The sequence below is a fragment of the Rhizobium ruizarguesonis genome, assembly GCF_017357285.1.
GTDB lineage: Bacteria > Pseudomonadota > Alphaproteobacteria > Rhizobiales > Rhizobiaceae > Rhizobium > Rhizobium ruizarguesonis.
Map to the genome: position 1 here is coordinate 1,561,316 of NZ_CP071678.1, position 23,527 is coordinate 1,584,842.

General features: G+C 62.1%; 26 protein-coding genes. 19 read left to right on the forward strand and 7 right to left on the reverse strand.

Translation table 11 applies throughout. The annotated features are described in order from the left end of the window. Positions 1 to 171: 171 nt before the first annotated feature. Entirely contained in the window at positions 172 to 1,032 is an 861-nt protein-coding gene (locus tag J3P73_RS07735; RefSeq protein ID WP_130672266.1) for a VOC family protein, read from the reverse strand. 296 nt (positions 1,033 to 1,328) lie between these two features. Here J3P73_RS07735 and J3P73_RS07740 point away from each other — a divergent pair, with 296 nt between their 5' ends. The 4 genes from J3P73_RS07740 (at position 1,329) to J3P73_RS07755 (ending at position 4,082) form a co-directional block, all read left to right on the forward strand. After that, positions 1,329 to 1,748 (forward strand): universal stress protein, encoded by a 420-nt coding sequence (locus J3P73_RS07740; RefSeq protein ID WP_130661252.1) that lies wholly within the window; start codon positions 1,329 to 1,331, stop codon positions 1,746 to 1,748. Positions 1,749 to 1,863: 115 nt separating this feature from the next. Next, a complete protein-coding gene (gene trhA, locus J3P73_RS07745) occupies positions 1,864 to 2,532 on the forward strand; it encodes a PAQR family membrane homeostasis protein TrhA (protein WP_064245549.1) in 669 nt (222 codons plus the stop codon). 66 nt (positions 2,533 to 2,598) lie between these two features. Continuing rightward, on the forward strand, positions 2,599 to 3,150 hold the full coding sequence (locus tag J3P73_RS07750; protein WP_012756644.1) for a GNAT family N-acetyltransferase: 552 nt from the start codon (positions 2,599 to 2,601) through the stop codon (positions 3,148 to 3,150). Positions 3,151 to 3,380: 230 nt separating this feature from the next. Continuing rightward, on the forward strand, positions 3,381 to 4,082 hold the full coding sequence (locus tag J3P73_RS07755; protein ID WP_018497347.1) for a pentapeptide repeat-containing protein: 702 nt from the start codon (positions 3,381 to 3,383) through the stop codon (positions 4,080 to 4,082). A gap of 277 nt (positions 4,083 to 4,359) precedes the next feature. On the opposite strand, the gene msrB is transcribed toward J3P73_RS07755, so the two are convergent. Then, positions 4,360 to 4,773, reverse strand: coding sequence for a peptide-methionine (R)-S-oxide reductase MsrB (gene msrB / locus J3P73_RS07760; RefSeq protein ID WP_017959622.1), 414 nt, complete (start codon positions 4,771 to 4,773; stop codon positions 4,360 to 4,362). 187 nt (positions 4,774 to 4,960) lie between these two features. On the opposite strand from msrB, the gene J3P73_RS07765 reads away from it, so the two are divergent. The 10 genes from J3P73_RS07765 to J3P73_RS07810 all read left to right on the forward strand — a co-directional run bounded on the left by J3P73_RS07765 (position 4,961) and on the right by J3P73_RS07810 (position 13,496). Beyond that, complete coding sequence (locus tag J3P73_RS07765; protein WP_017963533.1) at positions 4,961 to 5,176, forward strand: hypothetical protein; 216 nt, start codon at positions 4,961 to 4,963, stop codon at positions 5,174 to 5,176. A 188-nt stretch (positions 5,177 to 5,364) separates the two neighbouring features. Further along, a complete protein-coding gene (locus tag J3P73_RS07770; protein WP_207579853.1) occupies positions 5,365 to 7,722 on the forward strand; it encodes a putative monovalent cation/H+ antiporter subunit A in 2,358 nt (785 codons plus the stop codon). 5 nt (positions 7,723 to 7,727) lie between these two features. Next, positions 7,728 to 8,147, forward strand: coding sequence for a Na(+)/H(+) antiporter subunit B (locus J3P73_RS07775; protein ID WP_024322824.1), 420 nt, complete (start codon positions 7,728 to 7,730; stop codon positions 8,145 to 8,147). Then, positions 8,147 to 8,524, forward strand: a complete 378-nt coding sequence (locus J3P73_RS07780) for a Na+/H+ antiporter subunit C (RefSeq protein WP_032989519.1) — start codon at positions 8,147 to 8,149, stop codon at positions 8,522 to 8,524. Before J3P73_RS07775 ends, J3P73_RS07780 begins: the two co-directional genes overlap by 1 nt. Positions 8,525 to 8,916: 392 nt before the next feature. Then, positions 8,917 to 9,846 carry an IS110 family RNA-guided transposase gene (locus J3P73_RS07785; protein ID WP_207579854.1) on the forward strand — a complete coding sequence of 310 codons (930 nt, stop codon included), beginning with the start codon at positions 8,917 to 8,919 and terminating at the stop codon, positions 9,844 to 9,846. 75 nt (positions 9,847 to 9,921) lie between these two features. Next, the gene (locus J3P73_RS07790; protein ID WP_130771265.1) at positions 9,922 to 11,475 is read left to right on the forward strand and encodes a Na+/H+ antiporter subunit D; all 1,554 of its coding nucleotides are present in this window, start codon (positions 9,922 to 9,924) and stop codon (positions 11,473 to 11,475) included. Beyond that, the gene (locus J3P73_RS07795) at positions 11,472 to 11,948 is read left to right on the forward strand and encodes a Na+/H+ antiporter subunit E (protein WP_018070916.1); all 477 of its coding nucleotides are present in this window, start codon (positions 11,472 to 11,474) and stop codon (positions 11,946 to 11,948) included. Before J3P73_RS07790 ends, J3P73_RS07795 begins: the two co-directional genes overlap by 4 nt. Next, positions 11,945 to 12,295 carry a cation:proton antiporter gene (locus tag J3P73_RS07800; RefSeq protein ID WP_018497342.1) on the forward strand — a complete coding sequence of 117 codons (351 nt, stop codon included), beginning with the start codon at positions 11,945 to 11,947 and terminating at the stop codon, positions 12,293 to 12,295. Before J3P73_RS07795 ends, J3P73_RS07800 begins: the two co-directional genes overlap by 4 nt. Beyond that, positions 12,292 to 12,624, forward strand: coding sequence for a monovalent cation/H(+) antiporter subunit G (gene mnhG, locus J3P73_RS07805; protein ID WP_018484375.1), 333 nt, complete (start codon positions 12,292 to 12,294; stop codon positions 12,622 to 12,624). The genes J3P73_RS07800 and mnhG overlap by 4 nt, the downstream gene beginning before the upstream one ends. A 440-nt stretch (positions 12,625 to 13,064) precedes the next feature. Then, complete coding sequence (locus J3P73_RS07810) at positions 13,065 to 13,496, forward strand: Ros/MucR family transcriptional regulator (RefSeq protein ID WP_003557810.1); 432 nt, start codon at positions 13,065 to 13,067, stop codon at positions 13,494 to 13,496. A 404-nt stretch (positions 13,497 to 13,900) separates the two neighbouring features. On the opposite strand, the gene J3P73_RS07815 is transcribed toward J3P73_RS07810, so the two are convergent. From J3P73_RS07815 to J3P73_RS07825, 3 genes are all read right to left on the reverse strand, one after another. Then, positions 13,901 to 14,323: a SufE family protein gene (locus J3P73_RS07815; RefSeq protein WP_075224831.1), complete on the reverse strand. Its 423-nt coding sequence runs from the start codon at positions 14,321 to 14,323 to the stop codon at positions 13,901 to 13,903. Between the two features lie 78 nt (positions 14,324 to 14,401). Then, positions 14,402 to 14,617 (reverse strand): hypothetical protein, encoded by a 216-nt coding sequence (locus J3P73_RS07820; RefSeq protein WP_130655021.1) that lies wholly within the window; start codon positions 14,615 to 14,617, stop codon positions 14,402 to 14,404. A gap of 82 nt (positions 14,618 to 14,699) precedes the next feature. Then, positions 14,700 to 15,194 carry a DUF5330 domain-containing protein gene (locus J3P73_RS07825; protein WP_130771266.1) on the reverse strand — a complete coding sequence of 165 codons (495 nt, stop codon included), beginning with the start codon at positions 15,192 to 15,194 and terminating at the stop codon, positions 14,700 to 14,702. Between the two features lie 413 nt (positions 15,195 to 15,607). Between J3P73_RS07825 and J3P73_RS07830 the strand changes: the two genes are divergently transcribed. Both J3P73_RS07830 and J3P73_RS07835 read left to right on the forward strand, forming a co-directional pair. Next, a complete protein-coding gene (locus tag J3P73_RS07830; RefSeq protein WP_245002721.1) occupies positions 15,608 to 17,188 on the forward strand; it encodes a sensor histidine kinase in 1,581 nt (526 codons plus the stop codon). Continuing rightward, the gene (locus J3P73_RS07835; protein WP_164593711.1) at positions 17,160 to 18,080 is read left to right on the forward strand and encodes a peptidoglycan-binding domain-containing protein; all 921 of its coding nucleotides are present in this window, start codon (positions 17,160 to 17,162) and stop codon (positions 18,078 to 18,080) included. The genes J3P73_RS07830 and J3P73_RS07835 overlap by 29 nt, the downstream gene beginning before the upstream one ends. Before the next feature lie 103 nt (positions 18,081 to 18,183). Here J3P73_RS07835 and J3P73_RS07840 read toward each other — a convergent pair whose 3' ends face one another. After that, positions 18,184 to 19,221, reverse strand: coding sequence for an AraC family transcriptional regulator (locus J3P73_RS07840; RefSeq protein ID WP_207579855.1), 1,038 nt, complete (start codon positions 19,219 to 19,221; stop codon positions 18,184 to 18,186). A 56-nt stretch (positions 19,222 to 19,277) separates the two neighbouring features. Here J3P73_RS07840 and J3P73_RS07845 point away from each other — a divergent pair, with 56 nt between their 5' ends. From J3P73_RS07845 to J3P73_RS07855, 3 genes are all read left to right on the forward strand, one after another. Next, positions 19,278 to 20,252: an oxidoreductase gene (locus tag J3P73_RS07845; protein ID WP_130771270.1), complete on the forward strand. Its 975-nt coding sequence runs from the start codon at positions 19,278 to 19,280 to the stop codon at positions 20,250 to 20,252. Between the two features lie 135 nt (positions 20,253 to 20,387). Beyond that, complete coding sequence (locus tag J3P73_RS07850; protein WP_130771271.1) at positions 20,388 to 21,836, forward strand: methyl-accepting chemotaxis protein; 1,449 nt, start codon at positions 20,388 to 20,390, stop codon at positions 21,834 to 21,836. A gap of 165 nt (positions 21,837 to 22,001) precedes the next feature. Beyond that, on the forward strand, positions 22,002 to 22,349 hold the full coding sequence (locus tag J3P73_RS07855) for a DUF1491 family protein (protein ID WP_026170809.1): 348 nt from the start codon (positions 22,002 to 22,004) through the stop codon (positions 22,347 to 22,349). 68 nt (positions 22,350 to 22,417) lie between these two features. Here J3P73_RS07855 and J3P73_RS07860 read toward each other — a convergent pair whose 3' ends face one another. Then, positions 22,418 to 23,467, reverse strand: coding sequence for a DUF2336 domain-containing protein (locus J3P73_RS07860; protein ID WP_018070927.1), 1,050 nt, complete (start codon positions 23,465 to 23,467; stop codon positions 22,418 to 22,420). Positions 23,468 to 23,527 lie beyond the last annotated feature (60 nt).

A 23,527-nucleotide genomic window follows, 5' to 3' on the forward strand; every position in this document is an offset into this window, starting at 1 on the left:
TCACGGAAACGCGCCGATAGGGTTCCGGTTCCTCAAGGGTGTGACAATGTGGCGCGGTGCACGTGAAGGTGCACAGCATTTGGCGCCCTTTGCCGTCCGGCGTGCAACCGAAGCAGGCCGATTTCCGCCGTTATTCCTTCAACCGATAGGGCTGATCCGTTGTTGCAGGAGTTACGCCGAAAGCGTCAGGCCGATGCCCCAGGGATCCCTCAGGAACACGCCGCCGTCGCGCTTCTCGCTGTTGATCTCCAGCGCGTCGAGTTTGGAGACCGCCGCATCCAGCGTCGCCTTGTCGTTGAAACGGACCTTGTAGTCCGAAAGCCCGGTCATGTTGCCGGCGCGTGCCGTGGCGCCGCGGCTGTTCCAGATATTGGCGGCGAGATGGTGATGGTAGCCGCCGGTCGCAAAGAAGCTCGCGCCGGGATAGCGCGCCATCAGCTTGAGGCCAAGGACGTCGTGGTAAAAGGCGTCGGCCTGCGGGATGTCGCCGACCTGCAGATGCAGGTGGCCGATCGCCGTCCCCACAGCCATGCCGTCCCAGCGCTCATCAGGCGCGCTGTTGTAGAGCGCCTGCAGGTCGAGGCGCAGCGTCGCCATTTCCACCATGCCGTCCTGGTGGAATTTCCATTGTTCGTGCGGCCGGTCGGCATAAATCTCGATGCCGTTGCCTTCGGGATCGGACAAATAGATCGCTTCGCTGACGAGATGGTCCGAGGCGCCGTCGAGAACGACATTGTTCTGTGCCGCATGGCGCAGCCAGCGCGCGAGCTCGGTCCGGTTCGGCATCAGGAAGGCGGTATGGAAAAGGCCGGCGGCGTTGCGCGGCGCGATGGTCGCATTCTTTGTGGTCGTCAGCGTCAGCAGCGGCAGATCGCCGACACCCAGCACTTCGCCGCTCGCCGTCTTCTCGATCACCTTCAGGCCGAGCATCGATTGATAGAAGCCGGAAACGAGACCGAGGTCGGTGACGACGAGATGCGACTGGTCGATATAGGCGGGCCGCGTCAGCGCATAGGAAGTTTCGGTCGTCATGGATTGTTCTCCTGCCTCTGAATTGGCCTGTAAGATGGAAGGCGTACCGGCGGTGGCGGCAAACATGCCGCCTGTGGCAAGCCCGAGGAAGTTTCGCCGGTTCATTCGCCTCTAATCTCCCCTCGGCTGCCGTACTTGATCCCTATATGGCCCATTCCGATTGTTCACAGAAGATCCGTTTTTGAGGATGAAGCGTTGAACAGATGTTGACGATGACTTGTGTCCACTTGATCGCGATCAATGCGCCCATATCTTCTTTAGAGGAAACTTATACATCTCAGTCATGGAGGGAAGCCATGTACAGGAAGATCATCGTAGCGATCGCGCTCGGCGGCATCGACAAGGGAGAAAAGATCCTCCGCAAGGCCGCGTCCTTGCTCGATGACGGCGGTGAGATCATCGCGCTCAACGTCATCGAAGATGTGCCGAGCTATGTCGCGATCGAACTGCCGGCCAATATGGTCGAGGACGCCATGAAGGACGGCCGCGAGAAGCTGGAAGCGCTGATCGCCGCAGCCGGCGTCACGGCAACCGTCGAAATTGCCAACGGTCCGCCCGCCAAAGCCATCATCTCGACTGCCGAAAGCCGTGGCGCCGACCTGATTATCGTCGCCTCGCACGTTCCCGACTTTTCCAACTACTTTATCGGCGCCACTGCCGACCGGGTCGTGCGCCATGCCAAATGCTCGGTGCTGGTCGACCGGCAGAAGGTTTGATCTTGCGCAAGTGCAGCCTGTCACGAAGATTTACCGCCCGTGCGCTTTGCCGCAGTTGCGCGCCCGTCCGTTCGATGAGACGATTGCAATCGGGGTATCAAACGGATTGGCGTGCATGGCCGAGTTCAACGGCATTCGCTGGGCTTATGACAGATACGAATTGATCGCCGACGGTATCGTCCATGGCGTCGGTCTCGTGCTGGCGCTGATCGGCGCCACCGTGCTGATCTTCTACGCCACGGTCTGGAGTTCCTACGGCGCGCTCGCCGCCGCCTGGATCTACGGCGTCGGGCTGGTGCTGACGCTTGCCATTTCCTTTTCCTACAACGCCTGGCCGGTCTCGCGCACGAAATGGTATCTGCGCCGCTTCGATCATTCGGCGATCTTCCTGCTGATCGCCGCCACCTACACGCCGTTCCTCGAACGTGGCGCCGACGATCCGCTGCTCTTGTTCATGCTGGTCGCGATCTGGCTGTTCGCCGCCGTCGGCATTATCCTGAAATGCGTCTTTCCCGGGCGTTTCGACCGTCTTGCCATCCTGCTTTATCTCGCCATGGGCTGGAGCGGCGTTCTGGTGGCCGAGCCCGTCGCCTCGCGCATTCCCGCCGCCTCGATGCTGCTGATCGTCATCGGCGGTGTCATCTATTCACTCGGCGTCATCTTCCATGTCTGGGAGAAGCTGCGCTTCCAGAACGCCATCTGGCACGGCTTCGTCGTCACCGCGGCGGCCGTGCATTATTCGGCCGTCTTCACCTGTTTCAGCCTGTCGCCACCAGGCCTCTGAACGACTGATGTGCCCGAAGCCGTTCCTGTTTTGCGTCCGCCGTTTACATCTCTCGAGGCGGGGCGTATGCCCGCCTTCGCAAACAATATGAACCCGAGCATCATGACAGACGCTGTCCTACTCCGCGACGCCACCGAAGCCGATCTTTCTGCCATCCGCGATATCTACAATCACGCCGTCGAGCACACGACGGCGATCTGGAACGACACGCTGGTCGATCTCGAAAATCGGCTGGAATGGTTCAAGGCGCGCAAGGCGCGCGGCTTTCCCGTCATCGTCGCCGAAATGTCGGGCAAGGTCGCGGGTTACGCCTCCTATGGTGATTGGCGCGCCTTCGACGGCTACCGCCACACGGTCGAACATTCCGTCTATGTCGACAAGGATTGCCGCGGTGGCGGCATCGGCGAGCGGCTGATGCGGGAGCTGATCGTGCGTGCTGCGGCCGGCAATATCCATGTGATGATTGCCGGCATCGAGGCCGAGAACACCGCCTCGATCAGGCTGCACGAAAAGCTCGGTTTCCGCATCGCCGGCAGATTTTCCGAGGTCGGCACCAAATTCGGCCGCTGGCTGGACCTGACCTGCATGGAACTTCGCCTGCCCGGCAAGGTGGATTGATCCACCTGCCCGGCAAGGCGGATTGACCTGCCTGCCCGGCAAAGCCCCAGACGCATCAGGCAAAGCCCCAGACGCATCAGGCAAAGCCCCAGACCCATCAGGCAAAGCCATTGTGAACGGCGCGCGCCATCTTTTTATTGTAGTCTGAGCTGTGTAAGAATGTGGAAGCGGCCTGCTTCGCGGAAAGCGGCCTGAAGCGTATTGTAAGCGTTATGGGGGTGATTAATTCAATGGCAATGCAAAGATCGTCGCTCGGTCTCCTTGCCCTCGTCCTTCTGGCATTTCCGCCGGTTGTCACCCGGGCCGCCGATTGCGGCAGCATGGCCTCGCCGCAGCTCGACTGGCAGGATTGCACCAAGAAGAACCTGATGTTGCAGGGCAGTGATCTCGAAGGCGCCAACCTCGTCGGCACCGATTTCTCGCTGACCGACCTTGCCGGGGCCAATGTCAAATCCGCCAATCTGGAGAAAGCGACGCTGGTGCGTGCCTCATTGGAGGGCGCGCACGCTGAAGGCGCCAACTTCGCCAAGATCGAGGCCTATCGCTCCAGCTTCGCCAATATCGCCGCCGATGGCGCTTCCTTTGCCGGCGCCGAGCTGCAGCGCGCCAATTTCGCCGGCGCCCGGCTCGCCGGCGCGAGCTTCGAAAAGGCCGAGCTCGGCCGCGCCGATTTCGACAAGGCGGTGCTGACGGGGGCGAAATTCTCGTTCGCCAATCTCTCCCGTGCCGATCTCTCCGGCGCGACCTTCGAAACCACGCCGATGTTCGATCGCGCCTTCATGTTCCTGACCCACATCGAAGGCCTTGACCTCTCGGCCGCAACCGGGCTCGAACAGGCGCAGATCGATCTTGCCTGCGGCGATGCCTCGACCAAGCTGCCGGCCGGCCTCTCCGCACCGACAACCTGGCCCTGTCCCGCTGAGCACGAATGATCGGGGGCTCGCCGGCCGTATGGTCGAGCTACGCAGGCGTCTTTCAGTGTTGATGATTGCCTCTCACCCTAACCCTACAGGGGTGGAGCCACTCGTCTCGACCCGTCCTTCGGACCCTGTAAACGGGGCGAGGGGACGTGCCCTGCCAGAGGTGAGCGAGGAGCGGAGAGGTTGCGGCTATCCCCCTTCGCCCCGCGAGCGGGGGGAAGGTGGCGGCAGCCGGATGAGGGGCTCGTCGCATCCGAATGAACCGCTTGCCGCTTGCTCGGCCGGGCGATTACTTCCCGGGCTCGAACACCATGGAGTGACCGTTGATGCAGTAGCGCAGGCCGGTCGGCGGTGGGCCGTCCGGAAAGACGTGGCCGAGATGGGCGTCGCAGCTGCCGCAACGGATTTCGGTGCGCACCATGCCGTGGGTCGTGTCGCGATGCTCGATCACCGCTTCGGGCGACACTGCTTCGAAATAGCTCGGCCAGCCGCAGCCGGCATCGAATTTCGTGTCGGAGCGGAAAAGCGGGGCATTACAGCCGACGCAGCGGTAAAGCCCCGTCTCGAAGGAGTCCCAGTAGGGGCCGGTAAAAGCGCGTTCGGTGCCGTGCTGGCGCGTGATGCGGTATTGCTCGGGGGTGAGCTGCTCTTTCCATTCGGCATCGGTCTTGTGGATCTTGGCGGTGGTCGCAGTTTCGGACATGAGGTGCTCCTTTCGCCGAGGGGCGTTTCCGTTTGCGCAAAATGTGGTGCGCCGCGTTCACTTCATCAAGTCTCCAGCGCCGCGCCATGAGATTGGCGACATACCGCAATTGGAGTAAGACGCTTGCTTTTACATCCGTTAGGGGTTTCCTGTTAGGGTTAATGTTACGTGCATTGGAGAATCACTGGTGTTTGAGGCAGCAATCGTCCTGCTCTACGGCCTGGTGGCCGTGGCCGCCATGGCGGTCACGCTGTTGGAAGGCTGGGCCAACCATGACGGCTTGACGCTCCATCGTCTCGCCGGGCTCTTCGCCTGCCTGCTCTGGCCGCTGACGCTTCTGGTCTTCATCCTGCACGGTTGCATCACCCGCCTGCTGACGCGCCTTTCCCGACCGATGGCCTGATCGGCTTCGAACATCGCCATGCAGTGCGGCTTGCGGCCGAAATCGCTTGAGACGCTCCCCCGTTTCGCCTAAGCCAGAAGACAGGCCGGTTTTCGCTGGCTTTTCGTCTGTTGCCTTTACAGCGCCGCGCGTCTTGTCGGACGTGCAAGGGACTGTAATATTTTGATTCATGCAGTAGAGGAGGAGACATGGCCGATGTCACGGCTCTGACATTTCTGGCCCTGTGTCTGCCGCTCGTCGGCGCTCTTGCCGCTCCCCTCGTCATTCGCATCTTCGGCGCAAACGGTGCCTGGCTCCTGGCGATCGCTCCCTTGCTCGCCTTCCTGCATTTTCTGCGTTTCATTCCCAAGATCGCGCGCGGCGAGGTCGTCACCGGCGGGTATTCCTGGGTGCCGAGTTTTCATCTCTCCTTCTCCTGGTTCCTCGATGGCCTGTCGCTGGCCTTCGCGCTGCTGATCACCGGTATCGGCACCCTGATCGTGCTTTATGCCGGCGGCTATCTCAAGGGACACAAGGATCAGGGCCGCTTCTTCTCCTTCATCTTCCTCTTCATGGGCGCGATGCTCGGCGTCGTCGTTTCCGACAGTTTCCTGATGCTCTTCGTCTTCTGGGAACTGACGTCGATCACGTCCTTCCTGCTGATCGGCTTCGATCACGAACGTGCGGCGGCTCGCCGCGCTGCCCTGCAGGCGCTTGTTGTGACCGGCGGGGGAGGGCTTTGCCTGTTGGCCGGCCTGCTGCTCCTCTGGGACATCTCAGCCGTCACTGAGATGTCGCGGCTCATCGGAACGGGCGATGTCGTGCGCGAAAGCCCGTTCTATCTCGCGGCCCTCCTTCTGGTCCTGGGCGGCGCCTTCACCAAGTCGGCGCAATTTCCCTTTCATTTCTGGCTGCCGAACGCCATGGAGGCGCCGACGCCGGTTTCGGCCTATCTGCATTCGGCGACGATGGTGAAAGCAGGCGTCTATCTGCTGATGCGGCTCAATCCCGTCATGGGGGCAACCCCTGCCTGGGAAATCCTTCTGCCCTTCTTCGGCGGGCTGACGCTGGTGGTCGGCACCGCACTCGCCATCCGCCAGACCGACCTGAAGCTCAAGCTTGCCTATACCACCGTCTCCTCGCTCGGCTTGCTCGTCATGCTGATCGGCTTCGGCTCGGACCATGCGGTCGAGGCGGCGGCGCTTTATCTGGTGGCGCATTCCCTCTTCAAGGGCGCGCTCTTCATGGTCGCCGGCATCATCGATCACGAGACCGGCACGCGCGATATCACCAGGCTCAGTGGCCTGATGCGGGCGATGCCGCTCACCTGGATGATCGCGCTTGCGGCGGCCTTCTCGATGGCCGGCCTGCCGCCCTTCTTCGGCTTCCTCGCCAAGGAGGAGATCTACACGGCACTCGTCGGTGCCGATGTCCGCGCGATCACGTTTACCGCGATAACCGTCTTCGGCAATGCGCTGATGTTCGCCGTCGCCTTCGCCGTGGCGCTGAAACCCTTCCTCGGCCGGCCGGTGGAGACGCCGAAACCTCCGCACGAAGCACCTGTCCTGCTTTGGCTCGGACCGGCTGTTCTCGCCGTCCTCGGCCTGCTCGCGGCGATCTTTTCGACCTTCACCCATACCGTCCTGTCCTCGCCGATCGCATCCGCCATCCGCCAGACACCCGTCGACATCGATATTTCGCTGACGCCGCATATCGGCCTGCCCTTGGCGCTTTCTGCCCTGACCGTGCTGCTCGGTATCGGCGTTTACTGGCAGCTCGCGCGCGCCCGTGTCCTGATGGCCGTCTTCTTGCGCGCGGCAGGCCGTGGGCCGGACCATGGCTTTGATGTCGCTATATCGGGCCTTGTCCGCTTCGCCGGCCGCCTCATGCGTGTGCTCCAACCGGGGCGGCTGGAGATCTATGTCACCTGCAGCTTCCTTTGCGTTGCCGCCATCCTCATCATCCCCCCAGTCGTCTATGGCGAACTGCCGCGCCTTCCGGCCTGGCCGGCCGATGTCAGGCTCTATGAATGGGCGGTCTTCCTGATCGCCGCCTTCGGCCTTGCCGCCGTGCTGGTTGCCCGCGACCGGCTGACGGCGATCGTCTCGCTCGGCATCCAGGGTTTCGCCGTTGCCATCATCTTCCTGCTGTTCGGCGCGCCGGATCTGTCGTTTACCCAGTTCATGGTCGAAACGCTCTCGGTGGTCATCCTCGCGCTGGTCATGACCAGGCTTCGCCTATCTCCCGCCGATCGGCGGCCGCTCGGCCGCAAGCTCTTCGACGGAGCGCTGGCGCTTGTCTGCGGCCTCGGCTTCACGCTTGTGCTGATGCGGGCGACCGAGGCGCCGTTCAACGATGCGCTGACGGCCTTCTTCAACGCCTATTCCAAATCGATCGCTCACGGCGCCAACGTCGTCAACGTCATCATCGTCGATTTCCGCGGCACCGACACGCTCGGCGAAATCGCCGTTGTCGCGGTCACCGGCCTTGCCATCCTGGCGCTGATCCGCATCCGCGCCGGCAGCGAGCGCAAGCTTGCCGCCAATGATCCCGCGGCGGAGGGCTGAGTGCCGTGAACACCCTCATCTTCCGCACCGTCGCCCCGTTTCTCACCGCGCTGATGCTGCTTTTTTCCGTCTTCGTGCTGCTGCGCGGCCATAACGAGCCGGGCGGCGGCTTCATCGGCGGGCTGATCGCTGCCTCGGGACTGGCGATTTACGGCATTGCCCGCGGCGTTGGCGCCGTTCGCCGCGCACTGTACTTCCATCCGCTGTCGATTGCCGGCTTCGGTCTGCTCCTGTCGACAGCGGCCGGTCTTCTCTCCATCCTGTTTGACGTTCCCTTCATGACCGGCCTCTGGATCTATCCGACGCTTTTCGGCGCCGAGGTGCCGCTGTCGAGCGTCATGCTCTTCGATGTCGGCGTCTATCTCGTCGTGCTCGGCGCCATCATCTCGATCGCACTGGCGCTCGAGGAAAAGGAGGTGGAATGATGGAGCCGCTTCTCGCGATCCTCGTCGGCCTGTTCTTTGCCGCCGCCATCTATCTGATGCTGTCGAAATTCTCGATCCGGATCATGCTCGGCATCGCCATCCTCGGCAATGCCGTCAACCTGCTGCTCTTTACCGGCGGTCGGCTGACGCGCGAGGTGCCGCCGATCATCCCGCTGGGTCTCGACAGTTTGCCCGCAGGCACCGCCAACCCGTTGCCGCAGGCCCTCATCCTGACGGCGATCGTCATCTCCTTCTCCTTCCTTGCCTTCCTGCTGGTGCTGACCTACCGCGCCTATCAGGACCTCGGCACCGACAACACCAGCGATATGCGTGCCGCCGAGCCCGACGACCGGCCGCTGCCGCCATTGGGGTATTGAGAATGGCTATGCGAATTTGGGCTGAAGCGCTGCCGGCAATCTCCCTCTTCTCCCCAGCGGGGAGAAGGTGGCCCGAAGGGTCGGATGAGGGGGGCAGCACGGCACACGTCATCCTTCGTTGTGGCGAAAACATGGCCCTTCGCTTACGCTTCGGGCGTTCGTCGCCAATGCTCCTCACCCCCCTCATCCGCCCCGACGGGCACCTTTGTAACTTCCCTTTATCCGCTCCTGGCGCTGTAATGCCTGTTGCGGTGGCGGATGGAAGACCGATGCACCTTTGGGACACCAAGCCCGTGGGAGAGCCTGGGTCTCCGTCCGCCGTTCCATTGAACCCGAACAGTCGCCAGGGCCGCTTGCGAAAGCAAAGCCCGATTAGGCAAGGATGGGATCAGATGGAGATTGTTGTTGGGATCGACGTTTCGAAAGAGCGCCTGGATGTTGCGATCCTGCCGCAAGAAGAGGTCTTTGCCGTCGGCAACGACCATGCCGGCATCGATGAACTGGCCGAGCGGCTCAAAGGCATTGGTGTTGATGCGATTGCGCTGGAAGCGACCGGCGGCTTCGAGATGCTGGCGGTTGCCGGATTGTCCGCAGCCGGATTGACGGTGCTCGTCGTCAATCCGGCGCAAGTGCGCGCCTATGCCCATGCGATCGGCCGCAGGGCCAAGACCGATCCGATCGATGCCGCCGTCATCGCCGCCTTCGTTTTGGCGACGAAGCCCGAGATCCGGCCGTTGCGCGATGCCGAGACACAGGCGCTTTCCGAGCTTGTGGCTCGCCGGCGCCAGATCGTGCAGATGGTCGTGGCCGAGGAGAACCGGTTGCGCATGGCGCTGGCAAAGCAGGCGCAGGAAAGCATCAAGCGCCTGCTGAAAGCCTTGCGGCGCGAGCTCGAAAGCCTCGATGCCGATCTCGACAGCCATATCCGCAAGTCGCCGGTCTGGCGGGTGCGCGAGGCGCTGTTGACCTCGGTGCCGGGTGTCGGAGCGACAACAGCGCGCACGCTGCTGGCCGAACTGCCCGAGCTCGGCAGCCTCGACCGGCGCCAGATCGCCTCGCTGGCTGGTCTTGCCCCATGGACGCGGCAGTCGGGAAAATGGAAAGGCAAGAGCTTCATCGGCAGCGGCCGCGGCAAGGTACGCGCCGTCCTATTCATGGCCGCCCTCGTCGCCAGCCGATACAACCCTGACCTCAAGGCCTTCCGCGACAGGCTGGTCGCGGCCGGCAAGCCCAAGATCGTCGCCACCGTCGCAACCATGCGCAAGCTGCTCACCATCCTCAACGCCATCATAAGGGACGGACGACCATGGCAAAACGCTTGACAAACAAGACAGTCGCTCTCCCCGCTGGGGAGAAGAGGGAGCAAGCCTCGCCGACCGGAAAAGAAACCTGATCGCATGGCCGCCCCCACCTCTACCGTCGATCTCTCCGCCGCCCTGATCACCACCCCGGTGCCGATCGGCCATTGGCTCGCCATCCTGCCGGTCGCCCATTGCATCACGCTGGGTGCCGTCCTGCTGATGCTGCGCGGCTATCCCCGCCTGCAGGCCTGGCTTGCCATCCCTGGCCTTGCCGCGCTGGCGCTGATCGATGCGGCACTGCTCGCCAAGGTCGCCGCCGAAGGGCCGCTCACCATGGTCATGGGCCGCTGGCTGCCACCCTTCGGCATTGCCTTCACCGTCGATCTCTTCGGTGCGCTGATGGCCTTCACCGCAGCCCTTGCCGCGCTCGCCGGCGGCATCTATGCGTTGGCCGATATTGGTGAGAGCGGCCGGCGATATGGTTTCTTCCCGCTGCTGATGCTGCTGATGGCCGGCGTCACCGGCGCCTTTCTCACCGGCGATGTCTTCAATCTCTATGTCTGGTTCGAGGTGCTGCTGATCTCCTCTTTCGGGCTGATCATCCTTGGTTCCGAACGTGAGCAGATCGACGGCGCGCTGAAATATGCGGTGCTCAATCTCATCGCCACGACGTTGTTCCTGATTGGCGTCGGCATCCTCTACGCCGCCTTCGGCACCCTCAACATGGCCGATATCGCAGCAAAAGCTGCGGATTTGCGCGGCACGGCGCCGCTGATGACGCTGGCAAGCCTCTTCCTGCTCGCCTTCGGCATGAAGGCGGCGGCCTTTCCGGTCAATTTCTGGCTGCCGGCCGCCTACCATACGCCGCGCATCACCGTGTCGGCACTGTTTGCCGGCCTGCTGACCAAGGTCGGCATCTACGCGCTGATCCGGGTGATGGTCATGCTGCTACCGGTGGAACGCCAGGAGTTGAGCCTGGTGATCGCGCTCGCCGCCGCAGCGACCATTCTCGTCGGCGCTCTCGGCGCGCTTGCCGAAAACGATATTCGCAGGCTGTTCGGCTATGTCGTCATATCAGGCATCGGCAATATGCTTGCGGGCGTCGCGCTTGGCGGGCTAGGCGGCATCAGCGGTGCGGTCTTCTATGCGCTCCATTCCATGGTGCTGATGACGGCGCTTTATCTTGCCGCCGGCGAGATCGCCCGTCGCGGCGGCGGCTTTTCACTGTCGGCCCTCGGCGGGCTGTACAGGCAAAGCGGCGGCTTCACCGCGCTCTCCCTCGTGCTCTTCCTTGCCGCCTGTGGCCTGCCGCCCTTTTCCGGCTTCTGGCCGAAGGTCATTCTCGTCAAGGCCTCGCTCGATCTCGGCGCCTGGTGGCTGGCAGCCTCGATCCTGGTTGGCGGTTTTCTGACGACGATCGCCTTCGGCCGCCTCTTCCTGCTCGCCTATTGGCGCCCGGCGGCCATAGCACTGACGCCGTCCGGACCGAGGTGGCGCACCGGTCTGCCGCTCGCCGCGCTGACAGCGCTGGTCGTCGGCTTCGGCATCCTGCCGGAACAGCTGCTGGCGCTGTCGCAATCGGCAGCTGCCGGCCTTGCCGATCCCCAGGCCTATCTTCACTCGGTCTTCCCGGTAGGAGGTGCGCCGTGATCTTCTTCCTCTTCAACCTGCTGCTTGCCATTGCCTGGGTCACCGTCACCGGCAGCGCCTCGCTGCACAATCTAGTCCTCGGCTTGCTGCTTGGGGCCTTGGCGCTGGTCATCATCCGCGAATCTTTCGGCGGCAAGGAATATATTATCCCCCGCTTCCGCCCGGTGCTCTCGCTCGCCGCTCTGTTTCTCAAGGAATTGTCGCTGTCGGCCTGGAAGGTCACGGTCACCGTCCTCTCGCCCGATATGAAGCTGAAGCCCGGCATCTTTGCCTTCCCGCTGACGGTGACGAGCGATTTCGAGATCACTTTGCTCGCAAACCTCATCACGCTGACACCTGGCACGCTTTCGGTCGACGTCTCCACAGATCGCCGCACGCTCTATGTCCATGCGCTCGATTGTTCCGATCCTGAGGCAACCAAACGTGATATCGCCAACGGTTTCGAACGCAAGATCATGGAGGCTTTCCGGTGATCACACCTGCCGCCATCATCGCGGTCGCATCCTCGACCGCACTCGTCATCCTCGGCCTGGCGCTGATCCTCGCCGTCTGGCGCGTCGTTGCCGGCCCGACATTGCCGGATCGGATCCTCGCCCTCGACATGCTGACCGGCATCGCCATCGGTTTCATAGCGGTCATCGCGGTCAAGACCAGGTTTTCGCTCTATATCGATATCGCCATCTCGCTCGGCCTTGTCGGTTTCCTGGCGACCGTCGCCTTCGCCCGCTTTGTGCTGTCGCGCGGCAACATCAAATCGAAGCCGTCTGCATCTGCGGCAAATGGCAACACGCAAAAGCGGGCAGGGGGCAAGAAGCGATGATCGATTATATCGTGGCTGCCATCACCGCCCTGCTGCTGATCGTCGGTGCGCTCTTTGCTCTTGCAGCGGCGATCGGCCTGGTCAGGCTGCCCGATCTCTACACGCGCATGCACTCGGCCTCGAAGGCGGGGACTGTCGGCTCCGGCCTACTGCTCCTCGCCGCCGGCCTCTATTCGCAAGATCTGGCGATTCTCGCCCGCGCCATCGCCGGCTTTATCTTTTTCCTGCTGACGGCGCCGGTCTCTGCCCATCTGCTTGCCAGAGCTGCCCACCGTTCAGGATATGATCTCGGTGAACTCTCGGTCCGTGACGATATCAGGGATCGCTGAGCCTATTCTGTTCAGCGACTTTACCAGATTTATGCAAAACTTATGCACAGGAAGCTGTGAGTAAAGCTTGGCGGAATGCCCCTCAATTCTTCATCTGTCATTTTTTCTCAAGAAAAACGACAAATAATAATTGGCCTTTTGGTCAAACGATGGTATTTGAAAATGCAAGTAGAGTTCTGATTGTGAATTGCAATCGTACTGCTTCCAAGTCCCTCAGTTTTGATTTTTAATGTCTAAACTGAGGCCATAGCCTGGAGCATGACGTAGCGGTTTCCAATCAGGCAGTATAAGGACAGGTCTCGCTCTTCGGAATCTAGGGGTGGATTTCACGTTTTTCGAAACAGAAGGTCGCTTCCGGTGCTTTTGCTGTTCGCTTCTACGAGGCGGGTCTTTGGCATGTCAGTCAAAGACCGTTTGTGCATGCTAACAGGAGAAAAAATATGACGGATATAGCGACCGGCAATGCGCCGGAGCTGCTTGTGGAACTGACAGCCGACATCGTCGCGGCCTATGTCAGCAACCATGTTGTACCGGTCAGCGACCTGGCCAATCTGATTTCCGACGTGCATTCGGCACTGAGCAACACGTCCGTACCGCAGCCTGCTGCGGCGATCGTCGAAAAGCAGAAGCCTGCAGTTTCTGTCCGCAAGTCCGTACAGGACGAGCAGATCACGTGTTTGGAATGCGGCGGCAACTTCAAGTCCCTCAAGCGTCACCTGATGACGCATCACAGTCTCTCGCCGGAAGAATACCGCGAGAAGTGGGACCTGCCGACCGATTACCCGATGGTAGCGCCCGCTTATGCCGAAGCGCGTTCGCGCCTGGCAAAGGAAATGGGCCTCGGGCAGCGCCGCAAGCGCGGCCGCGGCTGAGCTTTTTCGAAAGCATCGACGACAAAAAGCCGGGTCTTGTGCCCGGCTTTTTTGTGTGCCTTTTCAAGGCGAGGAAAATAATCTCGATAGAGCCATTCCAGGAAGTGCGAAATGGTTTTCCCAGGCAAAGCGCGAAGCGGTTTTGCCGGGAGTTGGGTAAAACGAAAGGTTGGAGCGGTTCTGCGCTTCTATCAAAAGCTGAATCGCGCTGGTAATCCAACCCTTCCCAGATGATTCGGACGGGCGCTAAGATAGTCTGAGCGACCCTGTCTTATGCTTTGCCGACAGGCTTAGAATGTATTCCTATACTATCAGCAAGTGTTAATGTATTCGATGTGCGAAGGCAGGCGCGCTGTCCGAATCGATCGGCTGTGGCTCCGAAGGCCGATCAGCCATCATCGCGGTCAAGCCGCGGCGCGCACTCTTGCCTCTTCGCGGATCCTGTTCACCATCGAGCGCAGTCCGTTCGAGCGCTGCGATGACAGGTTCTCCACCAGGCCGATCTTCGAGAATATCTCGAAGGCATCGAGCCCGGCGATCTCGGATGCGGTCTTGCCGGAATAGGTGGCAAGCACGATGGCGACGAGGCCGCGCACGATATGGGCGTCGGAATCACCCTCGAAGCTCATGACCGGGTTGTCGGGATCGCCTGTCGTATGCGTCACCAGCCAGACCTGGCTGGCGCAACCCATCACCTTGTTCTCGGAGGTGCGCTTCGCCTCGGCCAGGTCGGGCAGCGCCTTGCCGAGTTCGATGACATAGCGGTAGCGGTCTTCCCAATCGTCCAGGAAAGCGAAGTCGTCGATGATCTGGTCGAGGGATGCCATGGAGAAGCCTTTCACTGTTAGAGCCGTTCCAGCAAAAGTGCGCAGCGGTTTTGCGTCCGGAATGCGTGAGGAAATGCTCTAGAACTGCATATAGGTGAAAGACCGGCAGATTTGAACCGCTAAAGCAATTCCAGGCAAAGCGCGCAGCGATTTTGCCGGGAATTGCGTACACAAAAGATTGGAGCGGTTCTGCGCTTCCATCAAAAGCTGAACCGCAAAAGAAACGCCGTGAGGGATGGGCATCCTCACGGCGCAGCAACATGCTGAATTAAACAGGGCAGGCACGTCAGGCATGGGGTATCTCCGCGTCATGCGGACCGCCGATGCAAGCTATAAAACCGAAAGGTATTGCGGACGAATGCCCGCGAAAAATTTGTCAGGTCGCCGGCTTCGGCGTCGGCAGCGGGATCGCGCCGGTTACCACCGTCTCAGGAGAGGCATTATCCTCGACGGGCGGGCGGTAAGGCATCGGCTGGTTGAGTGCAGCCTTTGCCTCGCGCATCTTTTCCTGGATAGCAGGTGCTGCCAGCGAAGGCATGTTGAGCGCCACCGGCATCTGCGGTTCGACAAGCTTTGCGGTCGCCGGCGCTTCGTCCTTGAACTGGCTGTCGAGAAGTTCGTAGGCGACGCGGGCGCCCTCGCGGGCCCGGTAGCCGAGCGCGGTGAAGGTTTCGGCGCCCTTGGCACAAACCTCGGGCTTTTCCGAGCACATGCCGGTGAGATAGTCATAGGCGCCACTTGCCGCCGTGAACGCGTCGGAAAGCTGCAATTGCGGGCCGTTGGCCAACTTGTCGGAACTCTCCGTGCTGAAGACGGAAAGAAGCACGAGCACGAGGCCAAACCAGAAGGATCCTTTGATCAGAAACCACATTGTCGTCGCCCATCCTGTTTTCCCCGTCCGGTTCTTGTCGCCGAATCAGGCCGGTTGTCCGGTGTGTTTTCACCCTACCGCCAAGTTGCGAATGCCGCTTTTCGAAACTCACGCGCATTTGCGGCAAATTTAGTTCAAATTTTAGCGAACGGTATTTGAGCCGCATTTTAGTCGAATGCGAGCGATCGCCGTTAAGCATCAGGGCAGCACCTGCTTGCAATTGCAGGGCTTTTGCTAGCTCGCCTTGCCACAAGAGTTAACGCAATGCTGAAATATGAGGAAAATCCGTCGCTTACCTGCTATTAACCACAAAAGGCAAAGAGCCTTCCAGATGCTTCAAAACGGGAATTTCGGCCGTTTCAGCCTGTGAACAGCGCTTTTGCCTTATCCTTTCTTTAAGTCGCCAAGGCCTATTGTCCGGATCGATCGACAGCCTTTCGGGCGGGTATTGCGTGCGTGTATTGAGTAACATTGGCGGCTGGATGACGGCCCTCGTAGACCGGGCAGCGACAAGCTGGCTCTCCCGGACGGGCGGCGGCGAAGCCGCACGCCAACGCGAACTCGCGATCCTGCGCCGCCTCGTGCTGCTCTCGTCGGCCGCTCTCGTTGCCGCTCCTATCGGCCTTTCGGCAGTCACCAGTCCGGCCGTCGCGCTGCCGGCGGGTGTCGCCATGGTCTGCGCCGCCTTTCTCTTTTCCGCTGTCGGCAGCATCGCGCTCGCCCGTCAGGGTTCGTCTGCCGGTATCGCCACGCAGTCGGCCGAGGATTTCTTCCTTGCAGCCACCCCCGGCCTCGTCTTCTTCCTAGACCCGCACGGCAGTGTGGCGACGGTCGGCGGCCGCGACCGGCGCGATTTCCTTGCCTGGATGCGCGATCCCAAGGGCAGGGGCTTCCTCGAGCAGGTGCATGTCTCCGACCGCATCCTTTTCCTGCAGGCGCTTGATGACCTGCGCCGGGGCGAGGATGCTCAGAGCGTCGATCTGCGCCTCGACCGGCCCTCGGTCTCGCGCGATCAACGCCAGTTCGCCTATCTCAGAATGGACATGACTGCCCGGCGCGATGCCGATGGCGAACTTGCCGCCATCATTGCCCAGCTGCGTGATGTCTCCGTCGAGCAGCAGTTGCGTGACGAAGCCCAGAACCGCGCGGCCGATGCCGAATCCGCAAACGACGCCAAGTCGCGCTTCCTCGCCGCCGTCAGCCATGAGCTGCGCACGCCACTGAACGCCATTCTCGGTTTTTCCGATATCCTGATCGGTGAATATTTCGGCAAGTTCGAAAACGACCGCCAGCGCGAATATGTCGGCCTGGTCCGCGAATCCGGCGCGCATCTGCTCTCCGTCGTCAACACCATGCTCGACATGAGCAAGATTGAAGCGGGCCGCTACGAGCTGATCCTCGAAGCCTTCGATATATCAAGCTCCGTCAAATCCTGCGAATCGATGCTGGCATTGCAGGCCAAGACCAAGGGCCTCACGCTGACGAGCCGTATCCAGCGCGATCTCGGCGAGATCGTCGCCGATCAGCGCGCTATCCAGCAGATCCTCATCAATCTCGTCGGCAATGCCATAAAATTCACCGAGGCCGGCGGCGTCGTCTCGGTCGATGCGGCAGCGCGCGACGGCATCCTCAAGCTGACGGTCAGCGATACCGGCATCGGCATCCCGGCCGACAAGCTGGCATTGCTCGGCCAGCCCTTCGTCCAGATCCAGAACGACTATACCCGCCGGTTCGAAGGCTCCGGCCTCGGCCTCTCCTTGGTCAAGGGGCTGGTGGCGCTGCATGGCGGGCATTTCGCCATTGCCAGCCAACCCGGCGAAGGCACCATCATCACCATCGAGATCGCGGTGGACGGCTCGGGTGCCCAGCACGCCGAAGACGCCGGTCATGGCGCGACTGTCGAGTTTCCGCCGCGGCTGAAGGGCGCGGTCAATACAGGCGCAGAATTGGAAGAGGGGCGTTTCGATGGCCGCGCGCAAGCGAAAATCGCCTAAGGGAAAAAGGGGACGGCAGCAGCCGGGCCTTCTGATGTCAGGTGCGGCCGCCCTTGGCGGGCTCGGCCTGCAGGGCGCATCCGTGCTTGGCGGCGTCATTGGCCGCAATCCGTCGGTCGCCGGCGGCACGATCACCTTCGTCGTCATCTTCTCCTTCGTCGCCGCCAATGCGCTCTGGTATCAGCCGGGCCTGCATCCGCATCCGATTTTCCGCACCCGTGATCCGCAGTCTCCAACCGTGCTCGGTGCCCGCCGCCCGGCCGAGGAGCAACAGGGCGAGGTCACCACATTCCGGATCGAACGGCCGCAGGACGCCGCCACCACCAATGCGACGCCGGCGCCTGCCGCACCTGGCCAACAGCCGAGCCAGCTGGTCATGGATATCCAGCAGCAGCTGGTGCGCCGCGGCCTCTATAACGGCATTCCCGACGGCATCATCGGCCCGCGCACCAGTGCGGCCATCCTGTTCTTCGAAGAGACCGTCGGCATGAGCCAGACCGGCGATCCGACGCCGGAGGTACTGGCAGCGCTAAAGACCGATGCCGCGGGGCCTTCGACCGTGCCCGCCGAAAAGCCGCCCGAGGATGTAAGCTCGAAGGCAGCGGCGGAAGACCCGGTGGCGGCGGCGATCCGTAGCGCTGAAAAGACAGTCAAAACGGCTCCGTCAGCCGCAAAGCAGGTTCCCTCAAGCGAAATCACCAATGTCGACCTGGTGTTGAAGATCCAGAAGGGTCTTTCCAACATGGCCTATGCCAATGTCGGCGTCGACGGCGTTGCCGGCGAGCAGACCCGCGCGGCCATCCGCCATTTTCAGAAGCACTACAACCTGCCCGAAGACGGTGAGCCGAACCAGGCGGTGCTGAAGAAACTCAAGGAAATCGGGGCGATATAGAGCAATTCCAGCAAAAGTGCGCAGCGGTTTTGCGTCCGGAATTGCGCAATCAAAAAGATAGAGCATTTCCGCGACCTGGAGAAAAACGGAAATGCTCTAACCATTAAGATGCCGCCTTCAACAGCCGGTAATGCGGCGTCATCGCCTGGCCCTCGACATCCACCGCCTCTTCGATCGGCCCGGCCTCGCGGGACATCGCCACGCGATAGCGCTTCGGCGCGATACCTGTCATCCGCTTGAAGGCGTTGCTGAAGGCGCTTTCGGATGTATAGCCGAGCGAAAGCGCCAGCGCCGAAACCGGCATGCTGCCCTCCCGCAGCTCGCGTTCGGCAAGGCGCATGCGCCAGCCGGTGAGATAGGTGAGCGGCGCAACCCCCGCCACTGTCTTGAACCGCAGCGCAAAGCTCGTGCGCGACATGCCGGCCGCCGTTGCCAATTCGCCAAGCTGCCAGGAGCGGCTGGGATCGCCATGCATCAGCCGCAGCGCCGGTGCAATGCGATCGTCGCCGAAGGCTCGGAGCCAGCCGACCGTCAGTGGCGCCGAGCTCATGATGTGCGCCCTCAGCACCAGGACGAACATCAACTGCGCAAGCTGGGTCGAGGCGAGCAGGGCGCCGGGCCGCTTTGCCGCCATCTCCCGCACCAGTTGGTCGAGCAGCCAGCGCAGCACCCCGGCTTCGGCAAGGGCCGCGCGCACATGGATGAGCGGCGGCAACACGTCGGACAGCAGCTCCATGCCCTGCGGCCCGAGCGCGATGTGGCCGCCGAGATAATGGAAATCCTCGCCAACGCCCTGGCGCGCCATGCCGTCAACCTTCTCCTTGAAGGCGCCGACCGCGTCAGTGGGCGCAACGGCAAGGTCGCTCGCCAGGATGAAGGAGTGCCGGCCGTTCAGAAGCGCAACGTCGCCTGCCTCGAGCAGAATGGGCTCACTGCCATTGTCGAGGCAAAGCCAGCAGCGCCCTTTGGCGACCGCGCTGATCTTGATCCGGTTTGGCCGGGGGAAACGCAGCGCCCAGGCGCCGCCGGCGATCAGCCCACCGGACACTAGGCAGCGCGCATCAAGCAGATTGAGCATTTCGGAGAGCGGATCGCTGGTCATTTTTGAACGATGAAGCAGGAAATCGGGATTTGCAAGCATTCAGAATCCCATTTCCCGGGCGTACATAAGGCCATCACGCACAACGGAGGCATGTCATGTCCACTCCACAGGCTCCCATCAGATCCGGTTTCGGTGCGGCCTCGACCGCCGAGGAGGTCATTGTCGGGCACGATCTCTCAGGCAAGGTCGCGATCGTCACCGGCGGTTATTCCGGTCTTGGTCTCGAGACGGCTCGTGTGCTCGCCGAAGCCGGCGCCAGGGTCGTCGTCCCCGCCCGCAATCTCGAAAAAGCCAAGGCGGCCGTGGAAAGCATTCCCGGCCTTGCGCTGGAAAAGCTCGACCTGATGGACCCCGGCTCGATCGACGACTTCGCCGACCGCTTCCTCGAAAGCGGCGAGCCCCTGCATCTTCTCATCAACAATGCTGCCGTCATGGCAAATCCGCTGACGCGTGATGCCCGCGGTTACGAATCGCAGTTCTCCACCAATCATCTCGGCCATTTCCAGCTCACTGCCCGCCTTTGGCCGGCGCTGGTGAAGGCCGAGGGTGCGCGTGTCGTCGCCGTCTCCTCGCGCGGCCACGTCTTCGCCGGCGTCGATTTCGACGATCCGAATTTCGAGAACCGCGAATACGCGCCCTATCTCGCCTACGGCCAGTCGAAGACGGCAAATGCTCTCTTTGCGGTGTCACTGGATGCTTTGGGTGCAAAGCACGGTATCAGGGCCTTCTCGCTGCATCCCGGCGGTATCGTCACCACCAATCTGGTCCGCCATCAGTCAAGCGACTTCCTCAAGGCGAGCGGCTATGTCGACGAGGACGGCAAGCCGGTCATCGATCCGGAAAACAACAAGAAGACGATAGAGCAGGGGGCTTCGACCACCGTCTGGTGCGCCGTCAGCGAGAAGCTCGACGGTCTCGGCGGCGTCTATTGCGAGAACTGCGATATCGCCACCGCCGTTCCCGGCGATTCGACCGAGATGCTCGGCGTCCGTCCTTGGGCAACCGATCCGGAACTCGCCGAGCGCCTCTGGCAGCTGAGCGAGCGGCTGACGGGCTTCATCGCCAGCTGATGGGGCGCCACACGGCCGGCCCACAGTCACGGAGTTCGATTTCCCTACAACCTAAGTCTAAGGTGCTGCGGCTGTTTGCAACTTGTTAACCATGTTGCCTGAAGCTTTTCTGATTGGGACGGGGGAGCGTCGGGCATGCATGCGCTGAAGGCGATAGACGATCTGGCCGGAGAACCGGCGGTCAAAGCGGGAGGCCCCGATCCCGAGGCGCTGCGCCACATCCTGCAGCGTCTTGCCGAAGAAGCCTCCACGCTTGGCATCGATCTCGTCGATATCGCCGGCGCCATCCAGGACATGGCGGGGATGTCGGCCCGGCATGCCTCCGCCTTCGATCATGTCACTCGCACTGCACTGTCGATTGCCGAGACCAATCGCTCGGTCGCCGCATCGCTGCGCGAGACCGACCGCACGGCGGCCGAGGCCCGCCACATGCTGAAAGAATCGGCCGACCGCCTGACCGGCTCCGTCGTCGAGATCGGCCACATGGTCCAGTCCTCCAACGAGATCGGCGCTGAGATCGCCGGCTTCTCCAAGTCGCTTGCCGATGTCGACAATATCGCCGAGGAGATCAGCACCATCGCCCGCCAGACCAACTTGCTGGCGCTGAACGCCGCGATCGAGGCGGCACGCGCCGGCGATGCGGGCAAGGGTTTCGCCGTCGTCGCCACCGAAGTCCGGGCGCTATCGCTGCAGACCTCGAAGGCGACCGGTTCCATCCAGCAGACGCTCGACGAGCTGCGGGTGAAGATCGACCGGCTGTCGGCCGTCGGCAGCGATGCGCGCGACAGTGCCGCAGGCGTGCGTGACAAGTCGGAAGCGATGCGCGGCGCCTTCGAAAACATGGAACATGTCATCACCCGCATCCTCGACAGTTCGACTGTCATGGCCAACACCACCGAGGCGGTCGACCAGCAATGCGCTGGCTTCGTCGAGAAACTCGGCGAGATGTCGGCCGAGGTCGCCGGCTCGAATATCAGGCTGCAGCAGGCGGCAAAACGCGTCGACAGCGTCGTCGGCCTCTCGGAAACCCTGATCCAGCTGACGGCGAGTGCCGGCGTCAAGACCGCCGACAGCCGTTGGATCGAGGAAGCGCAGTCGGTGGCAAGGCAGATTTCCGGCGCCTTCGAGCGCGCCGTCGCGGAAGGGCAGATCGGGCTCGATGCTCTCTTCGACCGACGGTATCGGCCGATACAGGGCACCGATCCGGCACAGGTGATGGCAGCCTTCACCGAACTCGCCGACCGCCTGCTGCCGCCGATCCAGGAACCCGTCACAGCCTTGGACGAGCGCATCGCCTTCTGCGCGGCGATCGACGAGAACGGCTATCTGCCGACCCACAACCGGAAATTCTCGCAAGCCCAGCGACCTGGCGACAGCGTCTGGAACACCGCCAATTGCCGCAATCGCCGCATCTTCGCCGATCGCGTCGGCCTTGCCGCCGGCCGCAGCACCGCGCCCTTCCTCGTCCAGACCTACAGGCGCGACATGGGTGGCGGTAATTTCGTGATGATGAAGGATATCTCCGCTCCGATCACCGTCCGGGGACGGCATTGGGGAGGATTGCGGCTGGCAATCAAGGTCTGACCCCTGGGGTCAAGCTCTGACCCTGCATTGCCGCCACCGGCGCTCCGGGGCTAGCGCATCGCAATCTTTCAGATTCGCTCCTCGCGCTCTAAGTCCTTATTTTCCCGCATGCCGTTATCGCAAAACCGCTACACACTTTTGCGCGACATGCTTTATACCGCACCGATGAGATTACGCGCCGACATCTTCGTTTCAGCCCTGCTGCGCCGCGTCTTCGCCAGCGGCGATTTCGCCGCCGTCGAGAAGAAGGGTGCGGAGGAAGCGGGTGCGATCTTCATCCGTCAGCACTTCCGCGACGGCCTGGAAACGCTCTATGCGCCGGCGCCGCAGACCGCTTTCGACGAAGGCCAGGCCGGCGACCGCCTGTTCGAGATCCGCCTGTTGCGCAGCGAACCGGAAGCGGTGCGCGCGATGCTGGAGCGCGAACGCAAATTCGATCCCGATCTCTGGATCGTCGAGCTGGAGGCGGATGAACTGGGGGATATGATCCCCCTTGTCAGGGACAGCGGATGACGGCCGGAGGCAGCCGTCAGGTCAGCGCCATTTCAAACCGCTGATATGTGGCAAGGTCAGCCCGCGGCTCAGCGAGACCGCCGTCCCATGATGCGCATGTCGCGCTGCGGCGGCGCCTGGCGGATGAAGCGGTGGTTGGGCGTTTCCTGAGGTGCAGGCACATTGGGCACGTCGTGCCTGTAGGTGTAGCGATCGGCACGCCGCCAGGCTTCGACGCGTTCGTGGCATTCTTCCGGGTCGAGCGCATCGAGCACCATCCAGCCCCGCGTGACGTTGTGCTGCTGTTCGGCAAGGTGCGGATAGAGCCTTTCGAGCACGAAGACGGCATCGAGAAAGCCCATGCCGAGGCTCGTCAGTGTAGTGGCAAGCTGCTGGCCGGAAAGGTCGAGCATGATGCGCTCGGCAAGCCAGCGGCTGGCGGAAAGCGCATCGGCAAGTGCTGTTGCGAAATGCGTTGCCTCGCGTGAGCGCGCGAAGCGCACCAGCAGCGCCTCTTGAATGTCGGTGAGCGTGCGCAGACCGAGCCTGTCTTCGTCGGCACGGCCGAGATGACCGGCAAGCCCGAGGATACGTTCGCGCAACGCCTCTTCATTGGCAACCCGCTGTTCTTCCAGCGCATCCGCCTCGTTGGTCTCGGCCGGCGCTGGCGAAAGCGGGACCGCTGGCGATTCCATGATCGGCGCCGATGCGCCCGCGGGCCGCGGCTGGCTCTGGCGCAGCGCCACCAGCGCATCGATGACCTTTGGCGAGAGTGAATCGCGGCTGACGATCGCCTTGACATGCGCTGCACCCTGCATGCGCGCGATGGTAATCAGCGTATCGTCGGCGATTGCCTTGGAGGCGGCAAGAAAAGGGGCTGCGATCTCGATCGGCTGGTTGCCGATAAACAGTGCTACGGCTGCCGGCATGTTCTCGCATTGGGACAGCGCTGCGACCGCCTGGCGCTTGGCCTCGTCGGAGGAGGCTTGGAACAGCGGCATGAAAAGTTCGGCAAATTGGCGCAGTTCGGACCGTGTCGGATGAGACAGGTTCTCGAAACTGCTGACAGTCGCCATTAACACCACGTCCTTTTTCCTGACGGCCAAGGGGCCTTCTAGGTCTCGAAACCGGTCACGCACAAAAACACCCCGAAAACGCAGAACAAGGGGACCATGGGCCGATATGCGCTGGCGGAACGC

Coding starts and splice junctions, on each gene's coding strand:
- J3P73_RS07735 (WP_130672266.1), bottom strand. CDS start 1,032: ATGACGACCGAAACTTCCTATGCGCTGACGCGGCCCGCCTATATCGAC.
- J3P73_RS07740 (WP_130661252.1), top strand. CDS start 1,329: ATGTACAGGAAGATCATCGTAGCGATCGCGCTCGGCGGCATCGACAAG.
- trhA (WP_064245549.1), top strand. CDS start 1,864: ATGGCCGAGTTCAACGGCATTCGCTGGGCTTATGACAGATACGAATTG.
- J3P73_RS07750 (WP_012756644.1), top strand. CDS start 2,599: ATGCCCGCCTTCGCAAACAATATGAACCCGAGCATCATGACAGACGCT.
- J3P73_RS07755 (WP_018497347.1), top strand. CDS start 3,381: ATGGCAATGCAAAGATCGTCGCTCGGTCTCCTTGCCCTCGTCCTTCTG.
- msrB (WP_017959622.1), bottom strand. CDS start 4,773: ATGTCCGAAACTGCGACCACCGCCAAGATCCACAAGACCGATGCCGAA.
- J3P73_RS07770 (WP_207579853.1), top strand. CDS start 5,365: ATGGCCGATGTCACGGCTCTGACATTTCTGGCCCTGTGTCTGCCGCTC.
- J3P73_RS07780 (WP_032989519.1), top strand. CDS start 8,147: ATGGAGCCGCTTCTCGCGATCCTCGTCGGCCTGTTCTTTGCCGCCGCC.
- J3P73_RS07785 (WP_207579854.1), top strand. CDS start 8,917: ATGGAGATTGTTGTTGGGATCGACGTTTCGAAAGAGCGCCTGGATGTT.
- J3P73_RS07790 (WP_130771265.1), top strand. CDS start 9,922: ATGGCCGCCCCCACCTCTACCGTCGATCTCTCCGCCGCCCTGATCACC.
- mnhG (WP_018484375.1), top strand. CDS start 12,292: ATGATCGATTATATCGTGGCTGCCATCACCGCCCTGCTGCTGATCGTC.
- J3P73_RS07810 (WP_003557810.1), top strand. CDS start 13,065: ATGACGGATATAGCGACCGGCAATGCGCCGGAGCTGCTTGTGGAACTG.
- J3P73_RS07815 (WP_075224831.1), bottom strand. CDS start 14,323: ATGGCATCCCTCGACCAGATCATCGACGACTTCGCTTTCCTGGACGAT.
- J3P73_RS07820 (WP_130655021.1), bottom strand. CDS start 14,617: ATGCCTGACGTGCCTGCCCTGTTTAATTCAGCATGTTGCTGCGCCGTG.
- J3P73_RS07825 (WP_130771266.1), bottom strand. CDS start 15,194: ATGTGGTTTCTGATCAAAGGATCCTTCTGGTTTGGCCTCGTGCTCGTG.
- J3P73_RS07835 (WP_164593711.1), top strand. CDS start 17,160: ATGGCCGCGCGCAAGCGAAAATCGCCTAAGGGAAAAAGGGGACGGCAG.
- J3P73_RS07840 (WP_207579855.1), bottom strand. CDS start 19,221: ATGCTTGCAAATCCCGATTTCCTGCTTCATCGTTCAAAAATGACCAGC.
- J3P73_RS07845 (WP_130771270.1), top strand. CDS start 19,278: ATGTCCACTCCACAGGCTCCCATCAGATCCGGTTTCGGTGCGGCCTCG.
- J3P73_RS07850 (WP_130771271.1), top strand. CDS start 20,388: ATGCATGCGCTGAAGGCGATAGACGATCTGGCCGGAGAACCGGCGGTC.
- J3P73_RS07855 (WP_026170809.1), top strand. CDS start 22,002: ATGAGATTACGCGCCGACATCTTCGTTTCAGCCCTGCTGCGCCGCGTC.